At 63.9% G+C, this 16,173-nt stretch carries 13 protein-coding genes; 8 read left to right on the top strand and 5 right to left on the bottom strand.

What is annotated here, in order from left to right:
• The first annotated feature begins 111 nt into the window (after nt 1–111).
• Nucleotides 112–2,664, top strand: a complete 2,553-nt coding sequence (locus ACPZMI_RS19070; protein ID WP_411383137.1) for a TonB-dependent receptor — start codon at nt 112–114, stop codon at nt 2,662–2,664.
• 107 nt (nt 2,665–2,771) lie between these two features.
• On the opposite strand, the gene ACPZMI_RS19065 is transcribed toward ACPZMI_RS19070, so the two are convergent.
• Nucleotides 2,772–3,980, bottom strand: a complete 1,209-nt coding sequence (locus tag ACPZMI_RS19065) for a class I SAM-dependent methyltransferase (RefSeq protein ID WP_426352826.1) — start codon at nt 3,978–3,980, stop codon at nt 2,772–2,774.
• A gap of 103 nt (nt 3,981–4,083) precedes the next feature.
• The gene (locus tag ACPZMI_RS19060; protein ID WP_426352825.1) at nt 4,084–4,701 is read right to left on the bottom strand and encodes a TPM domain-containing protein; all 618 of its coding nucleotides are present in this window, start codon (nt 4,699–4,701) and stop codon (nt 4,084–4,086) included.
• 202 nt (nt 4,702–4,903) lie between these two features.
• Between ACPZMI_RS19060 and bglX the strand changes: the two genes are divergently transcribed.
• The 4 genes from bglX to ACPZMI_RS19040 all read left to right on the top strand — a co-directional run bounded on the left by bglX (nt 4,904) and on the right by ACPZMI_RS19040 (nt 11,999).
• Nucleotides 4,904–7,195, top strand: a complete 2,292-nt coding sequence (gene bglX, locus ACPZMI_RS19055; RefSeq protein WP_186667264.1) for a beta-glucosidase BglX — start codon at nt 4,904–4,906, stop codon at nt 7,193–7,195.
• A gap of 116 nt (nt 7,196–7,311) precedes the next feature.
• Nucleotides 7,312–9,069: a sensor histidine kinase gene (locus ACPZMI_RS19050; RefSeq protein ID WP_426352824.1), complete on the top strand. Its 1,758-nt coding sequence runs from the start codon at nt 7,312–7,314 to the stop codon at nt 9,067–9,069.
• Nucleotides 9,063–10,400, top strand: a complete 1,338-nt coding sequence (locus tag ACPZMI_RS19045; RefSeq protein ID WP_426352823.1) for a sigma-54-dependent transcriptional regulator — start codon at nt 9,063–9,065, stop codon at nt 10,398–10,400. Before ACPZMI_RS19050 ends, ACPZMI_RS19045 begins: the two co-directional genes overlap by 7 nt.
• A gap of 279 nt (nt 10,401–10,679) precedes the next feature.
• The gene (locus tag ACPZMI_RS19040) at nt 10,680–11,999 is read left to right on the top strand and encodes an MFS transporter (protein WP_186667267.1); all 1,320 of its coding nucleotides are present in this window, start codon (nt 10,680–10,682) and stop codon (nt 11,997–11,999) included.
• Nucleotides 12,000–12,118: 119 nt separating this feature from the next.
• On the opposite strand, the gene ACPZMI_RS19035 is transcribed toward ACPZMI_RS19040, so the two are convergent.
• A complete protein-coding gene (locus ACPZMI_RS19035; protein ID WP_426352822.1) occupies nt 12,119–12,871 on the bottom strand; it encodes a COG4705 family protein in 753 nt (250 codons plus the stop codon).
• 357 nt (nt 12,872–13,228) lie between these two features.
• On the opposite strand from ACPZMI_RS19035, the gene ACPZMI_RS19030 reads away from it, so the two are divergent.
• Nucleotides 13,229–13,672 carry a heme utilization protein gene (locus tag ACPZMI_RS19030; RefSeq protein WP_426352821.1) on the top strand — a complete coding sequence of 148 codons (444 nt, stop codon included), beginning with the start codon at nt 13,229–13,231 and terminating at the stop codon, nt 13,670–13,672.
• 118 nt (nt 13,673–13,790) lie between these two features.
• Complete coding sequence (locus ACPZMI_RS19025) at nt 13,791–14,396, top strand: flavin reductase family protein (RefSeq protein WP_426352820.1); 606 nt, start codon at nt 13,791–13,793, stop codon at nt 14,394–14,396.
• On the opposite strand, the gene ACPZMI_RS19020 is transcribed toward ACPZMI_RS19025, so the two are convergent.
• Entirely contained in the window at nt 14,397–14,630 is a 234-nt protein-coding gene (locus ACPZMI_RS19020) for a hypothetical protein (RefSeq protein ID WP_065862393.1), read from the bottom strand.
• A gap of 109 nt (nt 14,631–14,739) precedes the next feature.
• Nucleotides 14,740–15,033: a putative quinol monooxygenase gene (locus tag ACPZMI_RS19015; protein WP_186667270.1), complete on the bottom strand. Its 294-nt coding sequence runs from the start codon at nt 15,031–15,033 to the stop codon at nt 14,740–14,742.
• A 202-nt stretch (nt 15,034–15,235) separates the two neighbouring features.
• On the opposite strand from ACPZMI_RS19015, the gene ACPZMI_RS19010 reads away from it, so the two are divergent.
• Nucleotides 15,236–16,159 (top strand): AraC family transcriptional regulator, encoded by a 924-nt coding sequence (locus tag ACPZMI_RS19010; protein ID WP_186718827.1) that lies wholly within the window; start codon nt 15,236–15,238, stop codon nt 16,157–16,159.
• The last annotated feature ends 14 nt before the right edge of the window (nt 16,160–16,173 follow it).

Below are 16,173 nucleotides of genomic sequence, written 5' to 3'. Positions count from 1 at the left end.
GAGAATTTTTATCATTCGCAGGTGAGGGTTTTTCCCAACGCCGCGTCTTCCTCCCCGCCTGCCGCGTGAACGGCGGGCTTTTTTCCGGCCATTTGCCGTTTGGGGGAATCCATGTTGCCTGCGTTGCGTCCGTTGAAAGCCTTGCCCACTCGTCCCACCCTGCTCGCCCTGTGCCTGGCCATCAGCCTGGCCGCCGAAGCCGCGCCGCAGCAGTTCGACCTGCCCGCCCAACCGCTGGCGCGCTCGCTGAGCCAACTGGCGCAACAGGCCAAGGTCCAGCTGCTGTTCGACGAAGCCCTCCTGCACGACGCCCAGGCCCCGGCCCTGCAGGGCGCCTTCGAGGCGCAGGATGCGATCGCCCGCCTGCTTGCCGGCAGCCGCTTCAGCATGGTGCGCATGGGCAACACCTATGTGGTGCGGCTCAACGAGGAGCAGCCACAGGCCGACAACAGCATCCAGCTCGGCGCCATGAGCATCGTCGGCGACGGCCAGCAGATCGGACCGCAGAACGTCGGACGCTCGACCCTCAACCAGGAACAGATCGACCGCTACCAGCCCAGCAACATTCCCAGCGTGCTCGCCACCCTGCCAGGCGTGAACATGGGCGGCTCAGCCAAGCCGGGCGGGCAGACCATCAACATCTGGGGCCTGGGCGACGCCGAAGACGTGCCGATGACCGTCGACGGCGCCACCAAGAGCGGCTTCGAACGCTACCAGCAAGGCACGGTGTTCATCGAGCCGGAACTGATCAAGCACATCGAGGTGGAAAAAGGCCCGCACTCGGTCAAGACCGGCAATGGCGGTTTCGGCGGCAGCGTCAACATGACCACCAAGGACGCCGGCGACCTGCTCCAGGAAGGCCGCAACAGCGGCGCCATGATCAAGTACGGCTACGCCAGCAACGACCACCAGCAGGTGTACAGCTCGGCGCTGTTCGGCCGCACCGAGGATGGCCGCTTCGACGGCCTGGCCTACCTGACCAAGCGCGATGGCGGCGACATGAAGCTGGCCAGCAACATCCCCGACCCGGAAGGCCGCTACCCGATCAACCCGACGCGCCTGCCTAACAGCGCCCTGGACCTGGACGGCGGGCTGTTCAAGGGCAATGTGCACTTCAACGAAGAACACAGCCTGGGCTTCTCCTGGTCGCGCTCGCAAAGCGAACGCTGGGCACCGTTCTCGTCCACCGCCTACCCCACGCCACCTACCGCAGCCGACATCAAGAAGTACGGCTACGAGGCTGCGCTCAAGCGCTTCCTGGCCAACCGCACCACCACCGACACCACCTGGTCGACCACCTACACCTATCAGCCGATCGACAACCGTTGGGTCGACCTGGAGGTGAAGTACTCCGACTCCGACACCAAGCAGACCGACGAACGCCTGGCCACGGCGTTCTTCCAGCCGGCTACCGGCGGGCGCAAGATGGACACCGAGTACCGCGATCGCATGCTCGCCATGACCAACACCAGCCTGTTCGAGACCGGCGCGCTGGAGCACGCACTGACTGCCGGTGTGCAAGTGCGCCGCCACGACCGCGACACGCAGATGTGGATGCCCGGCGGCATCTACGACACGCCGCGCTACAACTACGGCCACTACCAGCCTTACTTCATGCCCAGCGGCAAGGTGCAGAGCCAGGGTTACTACCTGCAGGACGCCATCACCCTGGGTGACGTGACCATCACCCCGTCGCTGCGCTACGACCAGGTGACCAACGAGGGCAAGCCCAACGATGCCCCGCTGTACAACAACCCGGCCGCTGGCCACGACTACAGCGACAAGACCTACAGCGGCTGGTCGCCGCGTCTGTCGGTGTTCTGGAAGGTCACCCCCAACACCGCCCTGTTCGCTGACTACAGCAAGACCTGGCGGGCGCCTGTGCTGGACGAACAGTACGAAGTCCAGGGCAGCGGCAGCCGCACCGCCACCAGCCGCAACCTGGACCCGGAACGCATCACCGCCCTGCGCGTGGGCAGCGTGTTCGACTTCGACAACCTCGTGCTGGCCAACGACAGCGCCCAGGTGCGCACCACACTGTTTCGCAATCACATCGAAGACGAGATCTTCAAGGCCACCGGCATCGGTTGCCCGCAACAGCTGGTCACCGGCGGCACCATCGCCAACACCTGTGGCGGCGGGCTGATGTCCAACTACCGCAACATTGGTGATGTGGTGATCAAGGGCTTCGAGGTGGAGAGCTTCTACGATTCGACCTACCTGTTCGGCTCGGCGTCGTTCTCCTGGATCACCGGCCGTCACCAGGGCGCCTACACCAACCCCTGGGGCCCGGACGTGTGGGCCAAGGATATTCCTGCGCCGAAATGGATCACCACACTGGGCGTGAAGATCCCCGCCTGGGATGCGCGGATCGGCTGGACCGCGCAGTTCGTGCGCCAGACCGATCGCCTGCCCAGCGACAAGTACTACAACGGCCCGGCTAGCGTGCTGGGTGACCGCTACTACGATCAGTTTGCCAACAGCCGTTACCAGATCCACGGCCTGTTCGCCAACTGGAAGCCGCAGCAGGCCTATCTGAAAGGCACCGAGGTCAACTTCACCGTGGACAACCTGTTCAACAAGGCCATTCGGCCTGAACTGTCGGGGGAGAATGCCTTGGTGCAGGGGCGCAACGCCAAGATCAGCGTGACGCGGTTCTTCTGATTGTTGCCAGTCGCGGTGGAGGCGAGCTTGTCGGGGCGCCGAACCACCGCGAACATTGGCGGTGTGCTTTTCGCGGGCAAGCCCGCTCCCACAGGGCCTGGCAATACTCAGCCGGCAATGAGCCCATCCGCCCGCAACAGGCTCTCCAGGCAATGCTCCTGCACTCCATAGAAAGCCTTGAGCTGGGCGATCTTCTCCAGCAGCGCGCTGTTATCCGCCGCCTGCCTGCGCTTGACCGCCAGGATCATCTTGTTCTTGTTGGTGTGCTCCAACGAAATGAACTCGAATACTTTGGTCTCGTAGCCACAGGCTTCCAGGTACAACGCGCGCAGGCTGTCGGTGAGCATCTCGGCCTGCTGACCCAGGTGCAGGCCGTATTGCAGCATCGGCTGCAACAGCCCTGGGCTGTGCAGTTGCGGGCGGATCTGCTTGTGGCAGCACGGTGAGCACATGATGATCGATGCGCCGCAGCGGATACCGGTATGGATGGCGTAGTCGGTGGCGATGTCGCAGGCGTGCAGCGCGATCATCACCTCGATGGCATCGGGCACCACGCTGCGCACATCGCCGCACTGGAACTCCAGGCCAGGATGCTCCAGCCGCGCCGCGGCAGCGTTGCACAGTTCGACCATGTCGGGGCGCAATTCCACGCCGGTCACTTGCGCCTCGCGCCCGAGGGAATTGCGCAGGTAGTCGTGCATGGCGAAGGTCAGGTAGCCCTTGCCCGAACCGAAGTCGGCGACGCGCAGCAACTGGTCCGCCGCCAGCGGCGCGCTGCCCAGGGCATGCTCGAAGACCTCGATGAACTTGTTGATCTGCTTCCACTTGCGCGACATCGACGGAATCAGCGCACCTTGGGCGTCGGTCACGCCCAGATCGCGCAGAAATGGCCGCGACAGTTCCAGGTAGCGTTTCTTCTCGCGATCATGCCCGCTCGCCGCAGCCTCACGCGGCACTTGGGTGCTGTGACGCTGCAACAGCGGCTTGCCCTTCTTGCTGAACCCCAGTTGCACCTCGCCTTCGGCGGTGAACAGGTGGGCATTGCGAAAGCTCTCCGGCAGCAATTCGGCGACCAGGGCCTGGGCCTGATCCCGCGGCAGGTTGCGGGTGATGTCGCGGGTCTGGTGACGGTAGACCAGCGACAGGCAGGGCTGGCCCTTGATCTGTACAGGCTTGGCGATGATCCGCTGCAGGCTCTGGTCGGCACCGACATGGCGCGCCAGGACCAGCTTGGTCAGGGTTTCGCTCTGCAGGGCATCGCCCAGCAAGGTCAGGAACTGGGCGCGGGCGTCCGCCGCGGGGGTGGAGGAAGACATGGGAAGGGGGTGCCTCAAGATGCGCAATGGCGGGCATTCTACAGGTTTGCAGGCTTGAGTGGCTGTGCGGGCCCCATCGTCGGCCTGCACCGCCACACACTGTTCAATCCAGGATCAGCAACTGGTTGGGCAACTGGTTGCGCCGCCGCGTCGGCGGCAGGTGCTGGCTGAGCAACTCGCCACACGCATCGATGCATTCGACGAACCCCTGCAAGGTGCGTCCCGCGCAGACGTGAGCGGTAAACCGCGCCACCAGTTCTGCACGGACCCGCTCGTCCAGGTGCCGGGCGATGCCCTCGTCGGCCAGGATGGTCACATAGCGCTCCGCCTCGCTGACGAAGATCAACACCCCGGTGGCGCCCTCGGTGCGTTGCAGGTTCTGCTCACGAAATTGCCGCCGGGCGAGAGCGGCGGCACGGCGGTGGCGCAGCATCCGAGGGACCAGCCAGCCGGCCAGGCGCGGGTTGCGCAGCAACAGGCTGAAGGCGATGAAGGTCAGCACCTGGGCCACCAGCAGCCCACGCAGCCCAGGCCACCCCAGCAGCACCTGCACCAACCCGGGCAGCGCCAGCGCCAGCAGCACAGCCCACAACAACGGCAGGTAGGCATAGTCATCGGCGTGGCGCGCCAGCACCGTCACCAGCTCCGCGTCGGTGCGCTGTTCGGCACGGGCAATGGCTTCGGCAACCTGGCGTTGTTCGTATTCATTGAGAAGGGTCATGCCTTCGGTCTCTCGATCGTTCTTATAGTTGTTAGCCCGGCACGCGGTCGGCGAGAGTGTATCTCATCGAGCCCCACTTATAAGGCATAATCCGCGGCGACCGCGGGAGGATGGGGGAGCGACCTGTTACACCGCCAGCGGGCCAGACAACAACAGCCGTCCGAAAAATCGGCCGCGAGCGAACCACTCGACAACGGAATTGATGATGAAACTGTCCTTGCTGGGCCTGGCCATGGGCCTTGCCAGTCAGGCGGCCGTGGCCGCCACCTCCGCACCGCCCCTGGAAGACAAGCGGGCCTTCATCGACCATCTGATCAGCCAGATGACCGTCGACGAGAAAATCGGTCAGTTGCGCCTGATCAGTATCAGCCCGGAAATGCCGCGCGAAAAGATCCGCGAGGAGATCGCCGCCGGTCGCATCGGCGGGACCTTCAACTCGCGCACCGCGCCGGAGAACCGGCCGATGCAGGACGCCGCCATGCGCAGCCGTCTGAAGATTCCGATGTTCTTTGCGTACGACACCATCCACGGTGAACGTACGATCTTCCCGATAAGCCTGGGCCTGGCAGCGACCTGGGACATGGACGCCATCGCCAAGGTCGGCCGCACCTCGGCCATCGAAGCCTCGGCCGATGCCCTGGACATGACCTTCGCGCCGATGGTCGACATCGCCCGCGACCCACGCTGGGGCCGCACCAGCGAGGGCTTCGGCGAGGACACCTACCTCACCTCGAAGATCGGTCAGGTGATGGTCCGCTCGTTCCAGGGCAAGAGCCCGGCCGAGCCCGACAGCATCATGGCCATCGTCAAGCACTTTGCCCTGTACGGCGCAGTGGAAGGCGGGCGCGACTACAACACGGTCGATATGAGCCTGCCGAAAATGTACAACGACTACCTGCCGCCCTACCGCGCCAGCCTCGACGCCGGTGCGGGCGGAGTGATGGTGGCGCTGAACTCGATCAACGGCGTGCCGGCCACCTCCAACACCTGGCTGATGAACGACCTGCTGCGCAAGGAGTGGGGCTTCAAGGGTGTGACCATCAGCGACCACGGCGCCATCCAGGAGCTGATCCGCCACGGCGTGGCCCGCGACGGCCGCGAAGCGGCGAAGCTGGCGATCAAGGCCGGCATCGACATGAGCATGAACGACACCCTCTACGGCCAGGAGCTGCCGGGGCTGCTCAAGTCCGGTGAAGTGACCCAGGCCGAGCTCGACCAGGCGGTACGCGAAGTGCTGGGTGCCAAGTACGACATGGGCCTGTTCAAGAACCCCTACGTGCGCATCGGCAAGCCCGAGACCGACCTCAAGGACTACTACGGCGACGACCGCCTGCACCGTGAGGCCGCCCGCGACGTGGCCCGCCGCAGCCTGGTGCTGCTGGAGAACAAGAAGCAGGCCCTGCCGCTGAAGAAGGCCGGCACCATCGCCCTGGTCGGCCCGCTGGCCGATGCCCCGATCGACATGATGGGCAGCTGGGCCGCCGACGGCCGCCCCGAACACTCGGTAACGGTTCGCGAAGGCCTGCGTCGCGCCACCGAAGGCAAGGCCAAGGTCATCTATGCCAAGGGTTCGAACGTCACCGGCGACAAGGCGATCTTCGACTACCTGAACTTCCTCAACTTCGCGGCGCCGGAAATCATCGACGATCCGCGTCCGGCCGCCGTGCTGATCGATGAAGCGGTCAAGGCCGCCCAGCAATCGGACGTGGTGGTGGCGGTTGTAGGTGAATCGCGCGGCATGTCCCACGAGTCGTCCAGCCGCACCACCCTGGAGATTCCGGCGGTACAGCGCGAGTTGATCAAGGCGCTGAAGGCCACCGGCAAACCCCTGGTGCTGGTGCTGATGAACGGCCGGCCACTCTCGATTGCCTGGGAGCGCGAGCAGGCCGATGCCATCCTCGAAACCTGGTTCAGCGGCACCGAAGGCGGCAACGCCATCGCCGATGTACTGTTCGGCGACTACAACCCGTCCGGCAAGCTGGCCATCACCTTCCCGCGTTCGGTCGGGCAGATCCCGATGTACTACAACCACCTGAGCATCGGCCGCCCGTTCACCCCGGGCAAGCCGGGCAACTACACCTCGCAGTACTTCGAGGAGCCCAATGGCCCGCTGTATCCGTTCGGTTACGGCCTGAGCTACAGCAGCTTCGAGCTCTCGGACCTTGCGCTGTCGAAGACCGCGCTCAAGCGGGGTGACAACCTGCAGGCCGAAGTGACGGTGAAGAACACCGGCAAGGTCGATGGCGAAACCGTTGTGCAGCTGTACATCCAGGATGTCAGCGCTTCGATGAGCCGTCCGGTGAAAGAGCTGAAGAACTTCCAGAAGGTGCTGCTCAAGGCGGGCGAGTCCCGCACCTTGACCTTCCGCATCAGCGAGGATGACCTGAAGTTCTACAATGGCCAGCTGCAGCACGTGGCCGAGCCTGGGCAGTTCAACGTTCAGGTCGGGCTGGACTCGCAGGCCGTGCAGCAGCAGAGCTTCGAGTTGCTGTAGACCGCCGCGGCCCCTTCGCGGGCAAGCTCGCTCCCACAGGGCCACATGTGCTCTTGTGGGAGCGGGTTTACCCGCGAAGGGGCCGGCACCTTAAACAGAACGCCCGGACTCGCACCATGCCCTCACCCTTCCGCGCCCTGCGCCTGGCCTTGATCATTCTGCTGATCCTGGTCGGCACTGCCCTCAGCGCCAGTTGGGCGATGCACCACGCCAAGCGCCAGGCGATGCAGACCGACGCACGCCGGGCCAGCGAGCAATTGACCCTCTACGCCAACGGCCTGCATACGCTGATCGAACGCTACCGCGCCCTGCCCGCCGTCCTGGCGCTGGACCCGGAGCTGATCGACGCCCTGCGCGGCCCGGTCGGCGAATCGCTGCAGGATGCACTGAACCGCAAGCTCGAACGCATCAACGGCGCCGCCAACTCCTCCACCCTCGAACTGCTCGACCGCACCGGCCTGGCCGTGGCAGCCAGCAACTGGCGCCTGCCGACCACATACGTCGGCTCCAACTATGGCTTTCGCCCCTATTTCAAGCAGACCCGCAGCCAGGGCTCGGGCAGCTTCTATGCCGTCGGCGTGACCAGCGGCGTGCCGGGCTATTTCCTGTCCAGCGCAGTGAACGACGAGCACGGGCGCTTCCTCGGTGCCATGGTGGTCAAGCTCGAATTCCCCGAGCTTGAACGCGAATGGCGCCAGGGCAGCGACATCCTGCTGGTCAGCGATGCGCGCGGGATCATCTTCATCGCCAACCAGAACGGCTGGCGCTACCGCGAGCTGCAGCCCCTGACCGCCGCAGACCGCGCCGAGCTGGCCGAAACCCGCCAGTACGACAAGCAGCCGCTGGTCCCTCTGCAGCACCAGTTGCTGACCCGCTTCGACGAACGCAGCACATTCAGCCGCGTGCAGGGGCCGGACGGTAGCGCCGACTATCTGTGGGAGAGCCTGCCGCTGACCACCGAGGGCTGGACCCTGCACCTGCTGCGCAAGCCGCAGGTCAGCGAGGATGCCCGCAACGCGGCGTTGTCTGGCGCAGCCGTATGGCTGAGCCTGGTGTTCGCCGTGCTGTTCGTCAGCCAGCGCCTGCGCATCGCCCGCCTGCGCCAGCGCAGCCGCGAAGAGCTGACACGCCTGGTCGAGGAGCGCACCCGCGAGCTGCGCACCGCCCAGGAAGGCCTGGTGCAGTCGGCCAAGTTGGCGGCGCTGGGGCAGATGTCGGCGGCGCTGGCCCATGAGATCAACCAGCCGCTGACCACCCAGCGCATGCAACTGGAAACCCTGCGCCTGCTGCTCGACCATGGCCGCCACGAACAGGCGCGCCAGGCGCTGGAGCCGCTGGAGCAGATGCTCACGCGCATGGCCGCCCTCACCGGCCACCTCAAGACCTTCGCACGCAATAGCCCAGGTGGGCTGCGCGAGCGTCTTGACCTGGCCACCGTGGTCGACCAGGCCCTGCACCTGCTCGACACCCGCATTCGCGGCGAGCAGGTCGAGGTGGCGCTGTACCTGGCGCGTCCTGCGTGGGTGCGCGGCGATGCGATCCGCCTCGAACAGGTGCTGATCAACCTGCTGCACAACGCCCTCGACGCCATGGCCGACAAGCGCTACAAACGTCTGGAGATCCGCATCGAAGCCGAGGGCGAACGCTGGCACCTGAGCGTGCTCGACTCCGGTGGCGGCATCAAGGATGCCGACCTGGCCCGCGTCTTCGATCCCTTCTTCACCACCAAGCCGGTGGGCGAAGGGCTGGGCCTTGGCCTGGCAATTTCCTATGGCATCGTCCATGAAGCCGGCGGCCAGTTGCAGGTCGACAACCTGCCTGGCGGTGCCCGCTTCAGCCTTACCCTGCCCCGCGACCTGGAGCCTGCATGTTGAACTCAGTGATCGTCGTCGACGACGAAGCCAGCATCCGCACCGCGGTGGAGCAGTGGCTGAGCCTGTCCGGCTTCAGCGTGCAGTTGTTCGCCCGCGCAGAAGAATGCCTCGCACAACTGCCGCAACACTTCCCCGGCGTGGTCATCAGCGATGTGCGCATGCCGGGCATGGATGGCCTGCAACTGCTCGAACGCCTGCAGGCACAGGACCCTGACTTGCCAGTGATCCTGCTCACCGGCCACGGCGATGTGCCGATGGCAGTGGAGGCCATGCGCAACGGCGCCTACGACTTCCTGGAAAAACCCTTCACCCCACAGCACTTGTTGGGCAGCCTGCGCCGCGCCCTGGACAAGCGCCAACTGGTGCTGGAAAACCGCGCGCTGCACCAGCAGGCCGACCTCAAGGAACGCCTGCAGGCGACCCTGCTGGGGATGTCCCAGGGCCTGCAACAGTTGCGCCGGCAGGTACTGGAGCTGGCGGGATTGCCAGTCAATGTGCTGATTCGCGGTGAGACCGGCAGCGGCAAGGAGCGCGTGGCGCGCTGCCTGCACGACTTCGGCCCGCGCGCCGACAAACCCTTCGTCGCCCTCAATTGCGCGGCTATCCCCGAAGCCCTGTTCGAGGCCGAGCTGTTCGGCCATGAGAGCGGCGCCTTCACAGGTGCCCAGGGCAAGCGCATCGGCAAGCTGGAATATGCCAACGGCGGCACAGTGTTTCTCGACGAGATCGAGAGCATGCCGCTGGCTCAGCAGGCCAAGTTGCTGCGGGTGATTCAGGAGCACAAGCTCGAACGCCTGGGTGCCAACCAGAGCATCAGTGTCGACTTGCGCATCATCGCCGCGACCAAACCCGATCTGCTCGACGAGGCCCGCGCCGGGCGTTTTCGCGAAGACCTGGCGTACCGTCTGAACGTCGCCGAACTGCGTCTGGCGCCGCTGCGCGAGCGGCGCGAGGACATTCCGCTGCTGTTCGAACATTTCGCCCGTACCGCCGCCGAGCGCCTGGGGCGCAGCAGCACCCCGCCGCTTTCAGGTGCGCAGCTGGCGCAACTGCTGGCCCATGACTGGCCGGGCAATGTGCGCGAGCTGGCCAATGCCGCCGAGCGCCATGCGCTGGGGCTGGATTCATCGAGCATCGAGGTGGCGCCGGGCGGTCAGTCGCTGAGCGAGCAGATGGAGGCGTTCGAGCTGCAGTGCCTGCGTGCGGCGCTGCGCCAGCACAAGGGCGAGATCAAAGGGGTCATGGAAACGCTGCAACTGCCGCGGCGGACACTGAACGAGAAAATGCAGCGCCATGGCCTGATGCGCGAGGACTTTATCGAGCGCGAATGAGCGGAATCTTGCCGATCAAAAGTTGCCAATAGGCGGGTTACCGCTCATATGGCCTGCACTCGGCCGGGATGAGCAGCGCGGCTGTTCGCGGGCAAGCCCGCTCCTACGGATACAGTGCAGGCCTTGATCCATCGCGCTTCTGTGGCGCTGGCGTGCCCATGAATGGGGCAGCCGACACCTCATTCGGATCGTTGCGCCCTCATTTGGCACACCTTCTGCAAAACCCTTCTCAAGCCGCGGTCCCGCGCGCCTCACAAAAACAACGAGAAGGTATCCCTGATGGATAACGCCACCACCCTGCCCGCCGGGGCGGCCACTGCGCCCGCCGCGGAAAAAACCACCGCCAGTCGTCTCAAGTCGATCTTCAGCGGTTCGATCGGCAACATGGTCGAATGGTACGACTGGTACGTCTACGCCGCATTCTCGCTGTACTTCGCCAAAGCCTTCTTCCCCGCTGGCGACACCACCGCACAACTGCTCAACACCGCCGCGATCTTCGCCGTGGGCTTCCTGATGCGCCCGATCGGCGGCTGGCTGATGGGGCTGTACGCCGACCGCAAGGGCCGCAAGGCTGCGCTGATGGCTTCGGTACTGCTGATGTGTGCAGGCTCGCTGGTCATCGCCCTGACCCCTGGCTATGAAACCATCGGTGTCGCCGCGCCAGTGTTGCTGGTGATCGCACGCCTGATGCAGGGCCTGTCGGTTGGCGGTGAATATGGCACCTCGGCCACCTACCTCAGCGAGATGGCCAGCAAGGAACGCCGTGGCTTCTTCTCCAGCTTCCAGTACGTCACCCTGATCTCCGGCCAGCTCATCGCCCTGGCGGTGCTGATCATCCTGCAGAATGTGCTGACCACCGAAGAACTGTATGCCTGGGGCTGGCGTGTTCCCTTCGTGATCGGCGCGCTGTGCGCGGTGGTTGCGCTGTACCTGCGCCGCGGCATGGAAGAGACTGCCTCCTTCACCAAGAAAGAGAAGTCCAAGGAAAGCCTGATGCGCACCCTGATGCGCCACCCCAAGGAGCTGATGACCGTGGTCGGCCTGACCATGGGCGGCACCCTGGCCTTCTACACCTACACCACCTACATGCAGAAGTACCTGGTCAACACCGTGGGCATGAGCATCAGTGACTCGACCACCATCTCGGCGGCCACCCTGTTCCTGTTCATGTGCCTGCAACCGGTGATCGGCGGGCTGTCCGACAAGATCGGCCGGCGCCCGATCCTGATCGCCTTCGGCGTGCTGGGCACCCTGTTCACCGTACCGATCCTCAGCACCCTGCACACCATCCAGACCTGGTGGGGTGCGTTCTTCCTGATCATGGCGGCGCTGATCATCGTCAGCGGCTATACCTCGATCAATGCCGTGGTGAAGGCCGAGCTGTTCCCCACCGAAATCCGCGCCCTGGGCGTCGGCCTGCCCTACGCCCTGACCGTGTCGATCTTCGGTGGCACTGCCGAGTACGTGGCCCTGTGGTTCAAGAGCATCGGCATGGAAACCGGTTTCTACTGGTACGTCACCGGCTGCATCGCCTGCTCGCTGCTGGTCTACGCGACCATGAAGGACACCAAGCAGCACTCGCGCATCACCACTGATTGATTCTGCGTTCGCTGTAAATGAAAAGGGTCGTTCCGGTGGAACGGCCCTTTTTTTGCGGCCGCAAAAAAGCTCTGCTGCGGGCACTTCTACCGTTCGCGTCAGTCCACTTTTTCTTGAGGTCAGGATACTTCCAACACTTGCTGCGGCTGACGACGCTGGTAGTAGGTAGCCAGCAGCACCAGCGCCAGCAGGATCGCACCCAACACCATGGAAGAGCCGATCGTGCCAAAGTCCAGACCGCCTTTCTCGTATGGCTTGGTGAGGAAATCGCCCAGGGTTGCACCGAATGGTCGGGTCAGCACGAAGGCTACCCAGAACAACACCACACCTGGGATGCGGGTCCAGTAACGGGCCATAGCAACCAACACGATGGCACTACCGATCAGCAGGGCGCCACCCGCGAAGCCCAGGCCTGAATCATCGGCAAGGTAGTCGCCCAGTGCAGTGCCCAGGGTGTTGGAGAACAGGATTGCCACCCAGTAGAACAACTCGCCCGCACGACTGCGGATGCGTGTGACATCCAGCGGATTACCACTCAGCCGCCACAGAACGAAGGTCAACAGCAGGATGCCGATCAGCAGCGCTGAACCTGCGGCGTAACCCAACCCGAGCGTGCGATCCATGAAATCGGACATGGTGGTGCCAGCGGTGCTGGTGGACAGTATCACCAGCCAGTAGAGCACTGGGTGATAGCGGCGGGAATAAAGTTGGGTGAGCAACGTCAGCAAGAACACACTGATCAACAACAGCGAACTCATGGCGTAGCCAATGTCGAGTGTCATCGACAGCAGGTCGCCAGCCGTCTCGCCCAACGTGGTGGCGCAGATCTTCATGACCCAGAAGGCCAAGGTGATTTGCGGAAGTTTATTCATCGTGTGCCGCTCCGGTTTCTGGAATGCGGCGATGTTGAAGATCAACGTCTGAAAAATCGGTTGGAAGGGAATGAAAAAACCGTTCAGCACCGACCGCGACCCAAGGGTTGACTCCTTAATTCGCTATTAATTGAAGGGGAGCAATCTACAAGCACTGGCAGAACGCTTTCGGAAATCTGAAATGCCGCATCCTGCGGCATAGAGCCAAACAGCTACTTACTTGGATGCTCCGTGCGCAAACACATCAATTAAACTGATTATTTAACGTAGTTTTTTGCGCTTTTTAATCAAATTAATCGGCGTAGCATGAGATCCATAGCAAGAACAAACCCCCTTGAATCTACTGGAGCAACAATCATGAAAAACCAACTGATCCTGACCCTGGCCCTTTCCGTCTTCGCCGCAGGCGTCTTCGCAGAAGACGGCTTTGACCGCACTAACGCCCACACCTTCGCCGCTGTACAAAGCCAATCGGCCAGCTACGCCGAAGATGGTTTCGACCGCACTGGCGGCCAACGCTTCGCTGAAGACGGTTTCGACCGCACTGGTGGTCAACGCTTTGCCGAAGACGGTTTCGACCGCACTGGCGGCCAACGCTTCGCCGAAGACGGTTTCGACCGCACTGGCGGCCAACGCTTCGCCGAAGACGGTTTCGACCGCACCGGTGGCCAACGCTTCGCCGAAGACGGTTTCGACCGCACCGGTGGCCAACGCTTCGCCGAAGACGGCTTCGACCGCACCGGCGGCCAGCGCTTCGCCGAAGATGGCTTCAGCCGCACCAACGCCCACCGCATCAGCTGATCACTGATGCGTGTCACCCAGCCCGGCTTTGGCCGGGCTTGATCATTCCCAGCCAGCCCAAGGCTTGGCACACTAGGCGCCTCGTCCGTCCCAGAGGAAGGGCCAAGGCCCTGCGCAGATGTACTACTACGAACCCGCCCAAGGCCACGGCCTGCCCCACGACCCGTTCAACGCCATCGTCGGCCCCCGGCCCATCGGCTGGATCTCTTCCCATGATCGCGAAGGCCGCCTGAACCTGGCGCCCTATAGCTTCTTCAACGCCTTCAACTACATTCCGCCGATCATCGGCTTCTGCAGCGTCGGGCGCAAAGACAGCCTGAACAACATCGAACAGACCGGCGAGTTCGTCTGGAACCTGGCCACGCGCCCGCTGGCCGAGCAGATGAACCAGAGCTGCGCGGCAGTGGCTGCGGATATCGACGAATTCGAGCTGAGCGGACTGACGCCGAGCCCCTCGAAAGTGGTCAGCGTGCCGCGGGTGAGCGAAAGCCCGGTGAACTTCGAGTGCAAGGTGAGCCAGATCATTCAGCTCAAGCGCGCCGATCAGGAGCTGGTGCCCAGCTGGCTGATCCTGGGTGAGGTGGTGGCCGTGCATATCGCCGACCACCTGCTCAAGGAGGGTATCTACGACACGGCTGCCGCCGAGCCGATCCTGCGTGGCGGTGGCCCGGCGGATTACTTCGAGCTGGGCAACCTGTTCAAGATGCGCCGCCCGCTGGCCTGATCACCAGGCCAGCTCGCCCTCTTCACCGACGCCCTGCAGGCGTTCGAGCTCGGCACAGGCCGCCTCGTCAGCGGCCAGTGCCGACTTGAACACCTGACCCTCCAGAACTTTGTGAAAGCGCGGTGCCCCACCCATGTGCAGGGCCTTGACCGCGATTGCCGCGTGGTAGCCGCCGCCTTCGACCGGGACCATCGCCGAAACGGCTTCGAAGCCCGGGAATTCTCTGCGTGCCATTGCTGTGCTCCAGCTGTTGATCGAGGGGCGGGATTCTACTGCAGCAGGCGTTACGGTAGTGGCCTTTTCGTGGGCAAGCGTGCCCGCGAAAAAGCCCCCCAACCAACCCTCAATCAAAGGTCTGCAGGTCCATGCTCGCCACCACCCGCTCCTGCACCAGATCGCCGAACACCTCGAGCGTCGGTGAGGCGAAGTAACCGCGCAGGGCCTGCTGGTCCTGCCAGCTACCACTGAGCAGCCACAGGTCGGCGTCAACCTGGGAGCGCTGGACGGTGAATGCCAGGCAGCCGGGGCTGCGCAGTGAAGGCTCGAGCAGGTCGCGCAGGCGCATGCCGAGTTCCACCGAACGACCGCTGCTGGCACGGATGAAAGCCAAGTGTGTGACCGGTTGATGCAAGGTCATGAACGATCTCCTTGAAGCAGGCGGGACGGAAAAGCCAGGCTGCCAAGATTAGGTCTTCGCCCGCACCCTGCGTTAGGCCATTTCTGTCTGCCGATTGCCTGATCCTGTCGCAATGCAGGATCAGGCAATCGGTCGGCAGCATTTGGCTAGCGCCGGATGTTGCCCAAATCTATGCTGGCCCGGTCCCTGAAGGAATTCGATCATGACCACTGCCCTTGCCGCTCTCGACCCGACCCTGGAAAACCAGCGCCTGGAACTCGCTGACCTGATCCTGAGGCACGCAGGCGACCCCCACGGACCACCGACGGCCATCGAGCAGCTATACCTGTCGCGTTACGAAGACAACATCCGTTCGAAGCCGGGCCTGGCCCTGCCGGCTCTCTGCGTCATGGCCCAGGGCAGCAAGAGCTTGTTCCTGGGCGATCAGCAGTATGCCTACGACCCGCTGCACTACATGGTGGTGTCGGTGGCCATGCCGATCAGTCGGGTGAGGCTCGACGCCAGCCCGGAAAACCCTGTGCTTGGGCTGCGGATCGACCTGGACGCGGCGGAGATCAGCCAGTTGATTGCCGAAAGCGGCCCGATGCTGGTGCCCAACGTGCAGTCCGGGCTTGGGCTGTATGTGGAAAAGACCGATGCGCACCTGCTCGATGCCTTGCTGCGCCTGGTCCGCTTGCTCGATACCCCGCGCGACATCCCGATGCTGGCCCCGCTGTTTCGCCGCGAAATCCTCTACCGCCTGCTGCGCGGGCCGCAGGGGCATCGCCTGTACGAGATTGCCCTGGCCAACAGCCAGACGCACCGGGTGAGCCAGGCGATCACCTGGCTCAACAAGCATTTTCACCTGCCGCTGCGCATCGAAGAGCTGGCCCGGGAAGTGAACCTGAGCACCTCGACCTTGCACCACAGGTTCAAGGCCGTGACGTCCATGAGCCCGTTGCAGTACCAGAAGCAACTGCGCCTGCAGGAAGCCCGGCGGCTGATGCTCAACGATGGTTTGGAGGCTGCGGTGGCGGGGTATCGGGTGGGCTATGAAAGCCCGTCGCAGTTCAGCCGGGAGTACAGTCGGCTGTACGGCGCGCCGCCGATTCGCGACATGGCGCGCCTGCGCTCAAGCGCGGGTTGACCCCGCGCGAGCAC

The organism is Pseudomonas wayambapalatensis (assembly GCF_049942315.1).
Taxonomy (GTDB): Bacteria; Pseudomonadota; Gammaproteobacteria; order Pseudomonadales; family Pseudomonadaceae; genus Aquipseudomonas; species Aquipseudomonas wayambapalatensis.
The sequence above is the reverse complement of the archived record's forward strand: the minus strand, read 5'-3'. Positions and strand labels throughout refer to the sequence as shown.

Bases quoted from the DNA above. Each gene is read 5' to 3' on its own strand.
- ACPZMI_RS19070 (WP_411383137.1), top strand. From the start codon at position 112: ATGTTGCCTGCGTTGCGTCCGTTGAAAGCCTTGCCCACTCGTCCCACC.
- ACPZMI_RS19065 (WP_426352826.1), bottom strand. From the start codon at position 3,980: ATGTCTTCCTCCACCCCCGCGGCGGACGCCCGCGCCCAGTTCCTGACC.
- ACPZMI_RS19060 (WP_426352825.1), bottom strand. From the start codon at position 4,701: ATGACCCTTCTCAATGAATACGAACAACGCCAGGTTGCCGAAGCCATT.
- bglX (WP_186667264.1), top strand. From the start codon at position 4,904: ATGATGAAACTGTCCTTGCTGGGCCTGGCCATGGGCCTTGCCAGTCAG.
- ACPZMI_RS19050 (WP_426352824.1), top strand. From the start codon at position 7,312: ATGCCCTCACCCTTCCGCGCCCTGCGCCTGGCCTTGATCATTCTGCTG.
- ACPZMI_RS19045 (WP_426352823.1), top strand. From the start codon at position 9,063: ATGTTGAACTCAGTGATCGTCGTCGACGACGAAGCCAGCATCCGCACC.
- ACPZMI_RS19040 (WP_186667267.1), top strand. From the start codon at position 10,680: ATGGATAACGCCACCACCCTGCCCGCCGGGGCGGCCACTGCGCCCGCC.
- ACPZMI_RS19035 (WP_426352822.1), bottom strand. From the start codon at position 12,871: ATGAATAAACTTCCGCAAATCACCTTGGCCTTCTGGGTCATGAAGATC.
- ACPZMI_RS19030 (WP_426352821.1), top strand. From the start codon at position 13,229: ATGAAAAACCAACTGATCCTGACCCTGGCCCTTTCCGTCTTCGCCGCA.
- ACPZMI_RS19025 (WP_426352820.1), top strand. From the start codon at position 13,791: ATGTACTACTACGAACCCGCCCAAGGCCACGGCCTGCCCCACGACCCG.
- ACPZMI_RS19020 (WP_065862393.1), bottom strand. From the start codon at position 14,630: ATGGCACGCAGAGAATTCCCGGGCTTCGAAGCCGTTTCGGCGATGGTC.
- ACPZMI_RS19015 (WP_186667270.1), bottom strand. From the start codon at position 15,033: ATGACCTTGCATCAACCGGTCACACACTTGGCTTTCATCCGTGCCAGC.
- ACPZMI_RS19010 (WP_186718827.1), top strand. From the start codon at position 15,236: ATGACCACTGCCCTTGCCGCTCTCGACCCGACCCTGGAAAACCAGCGC.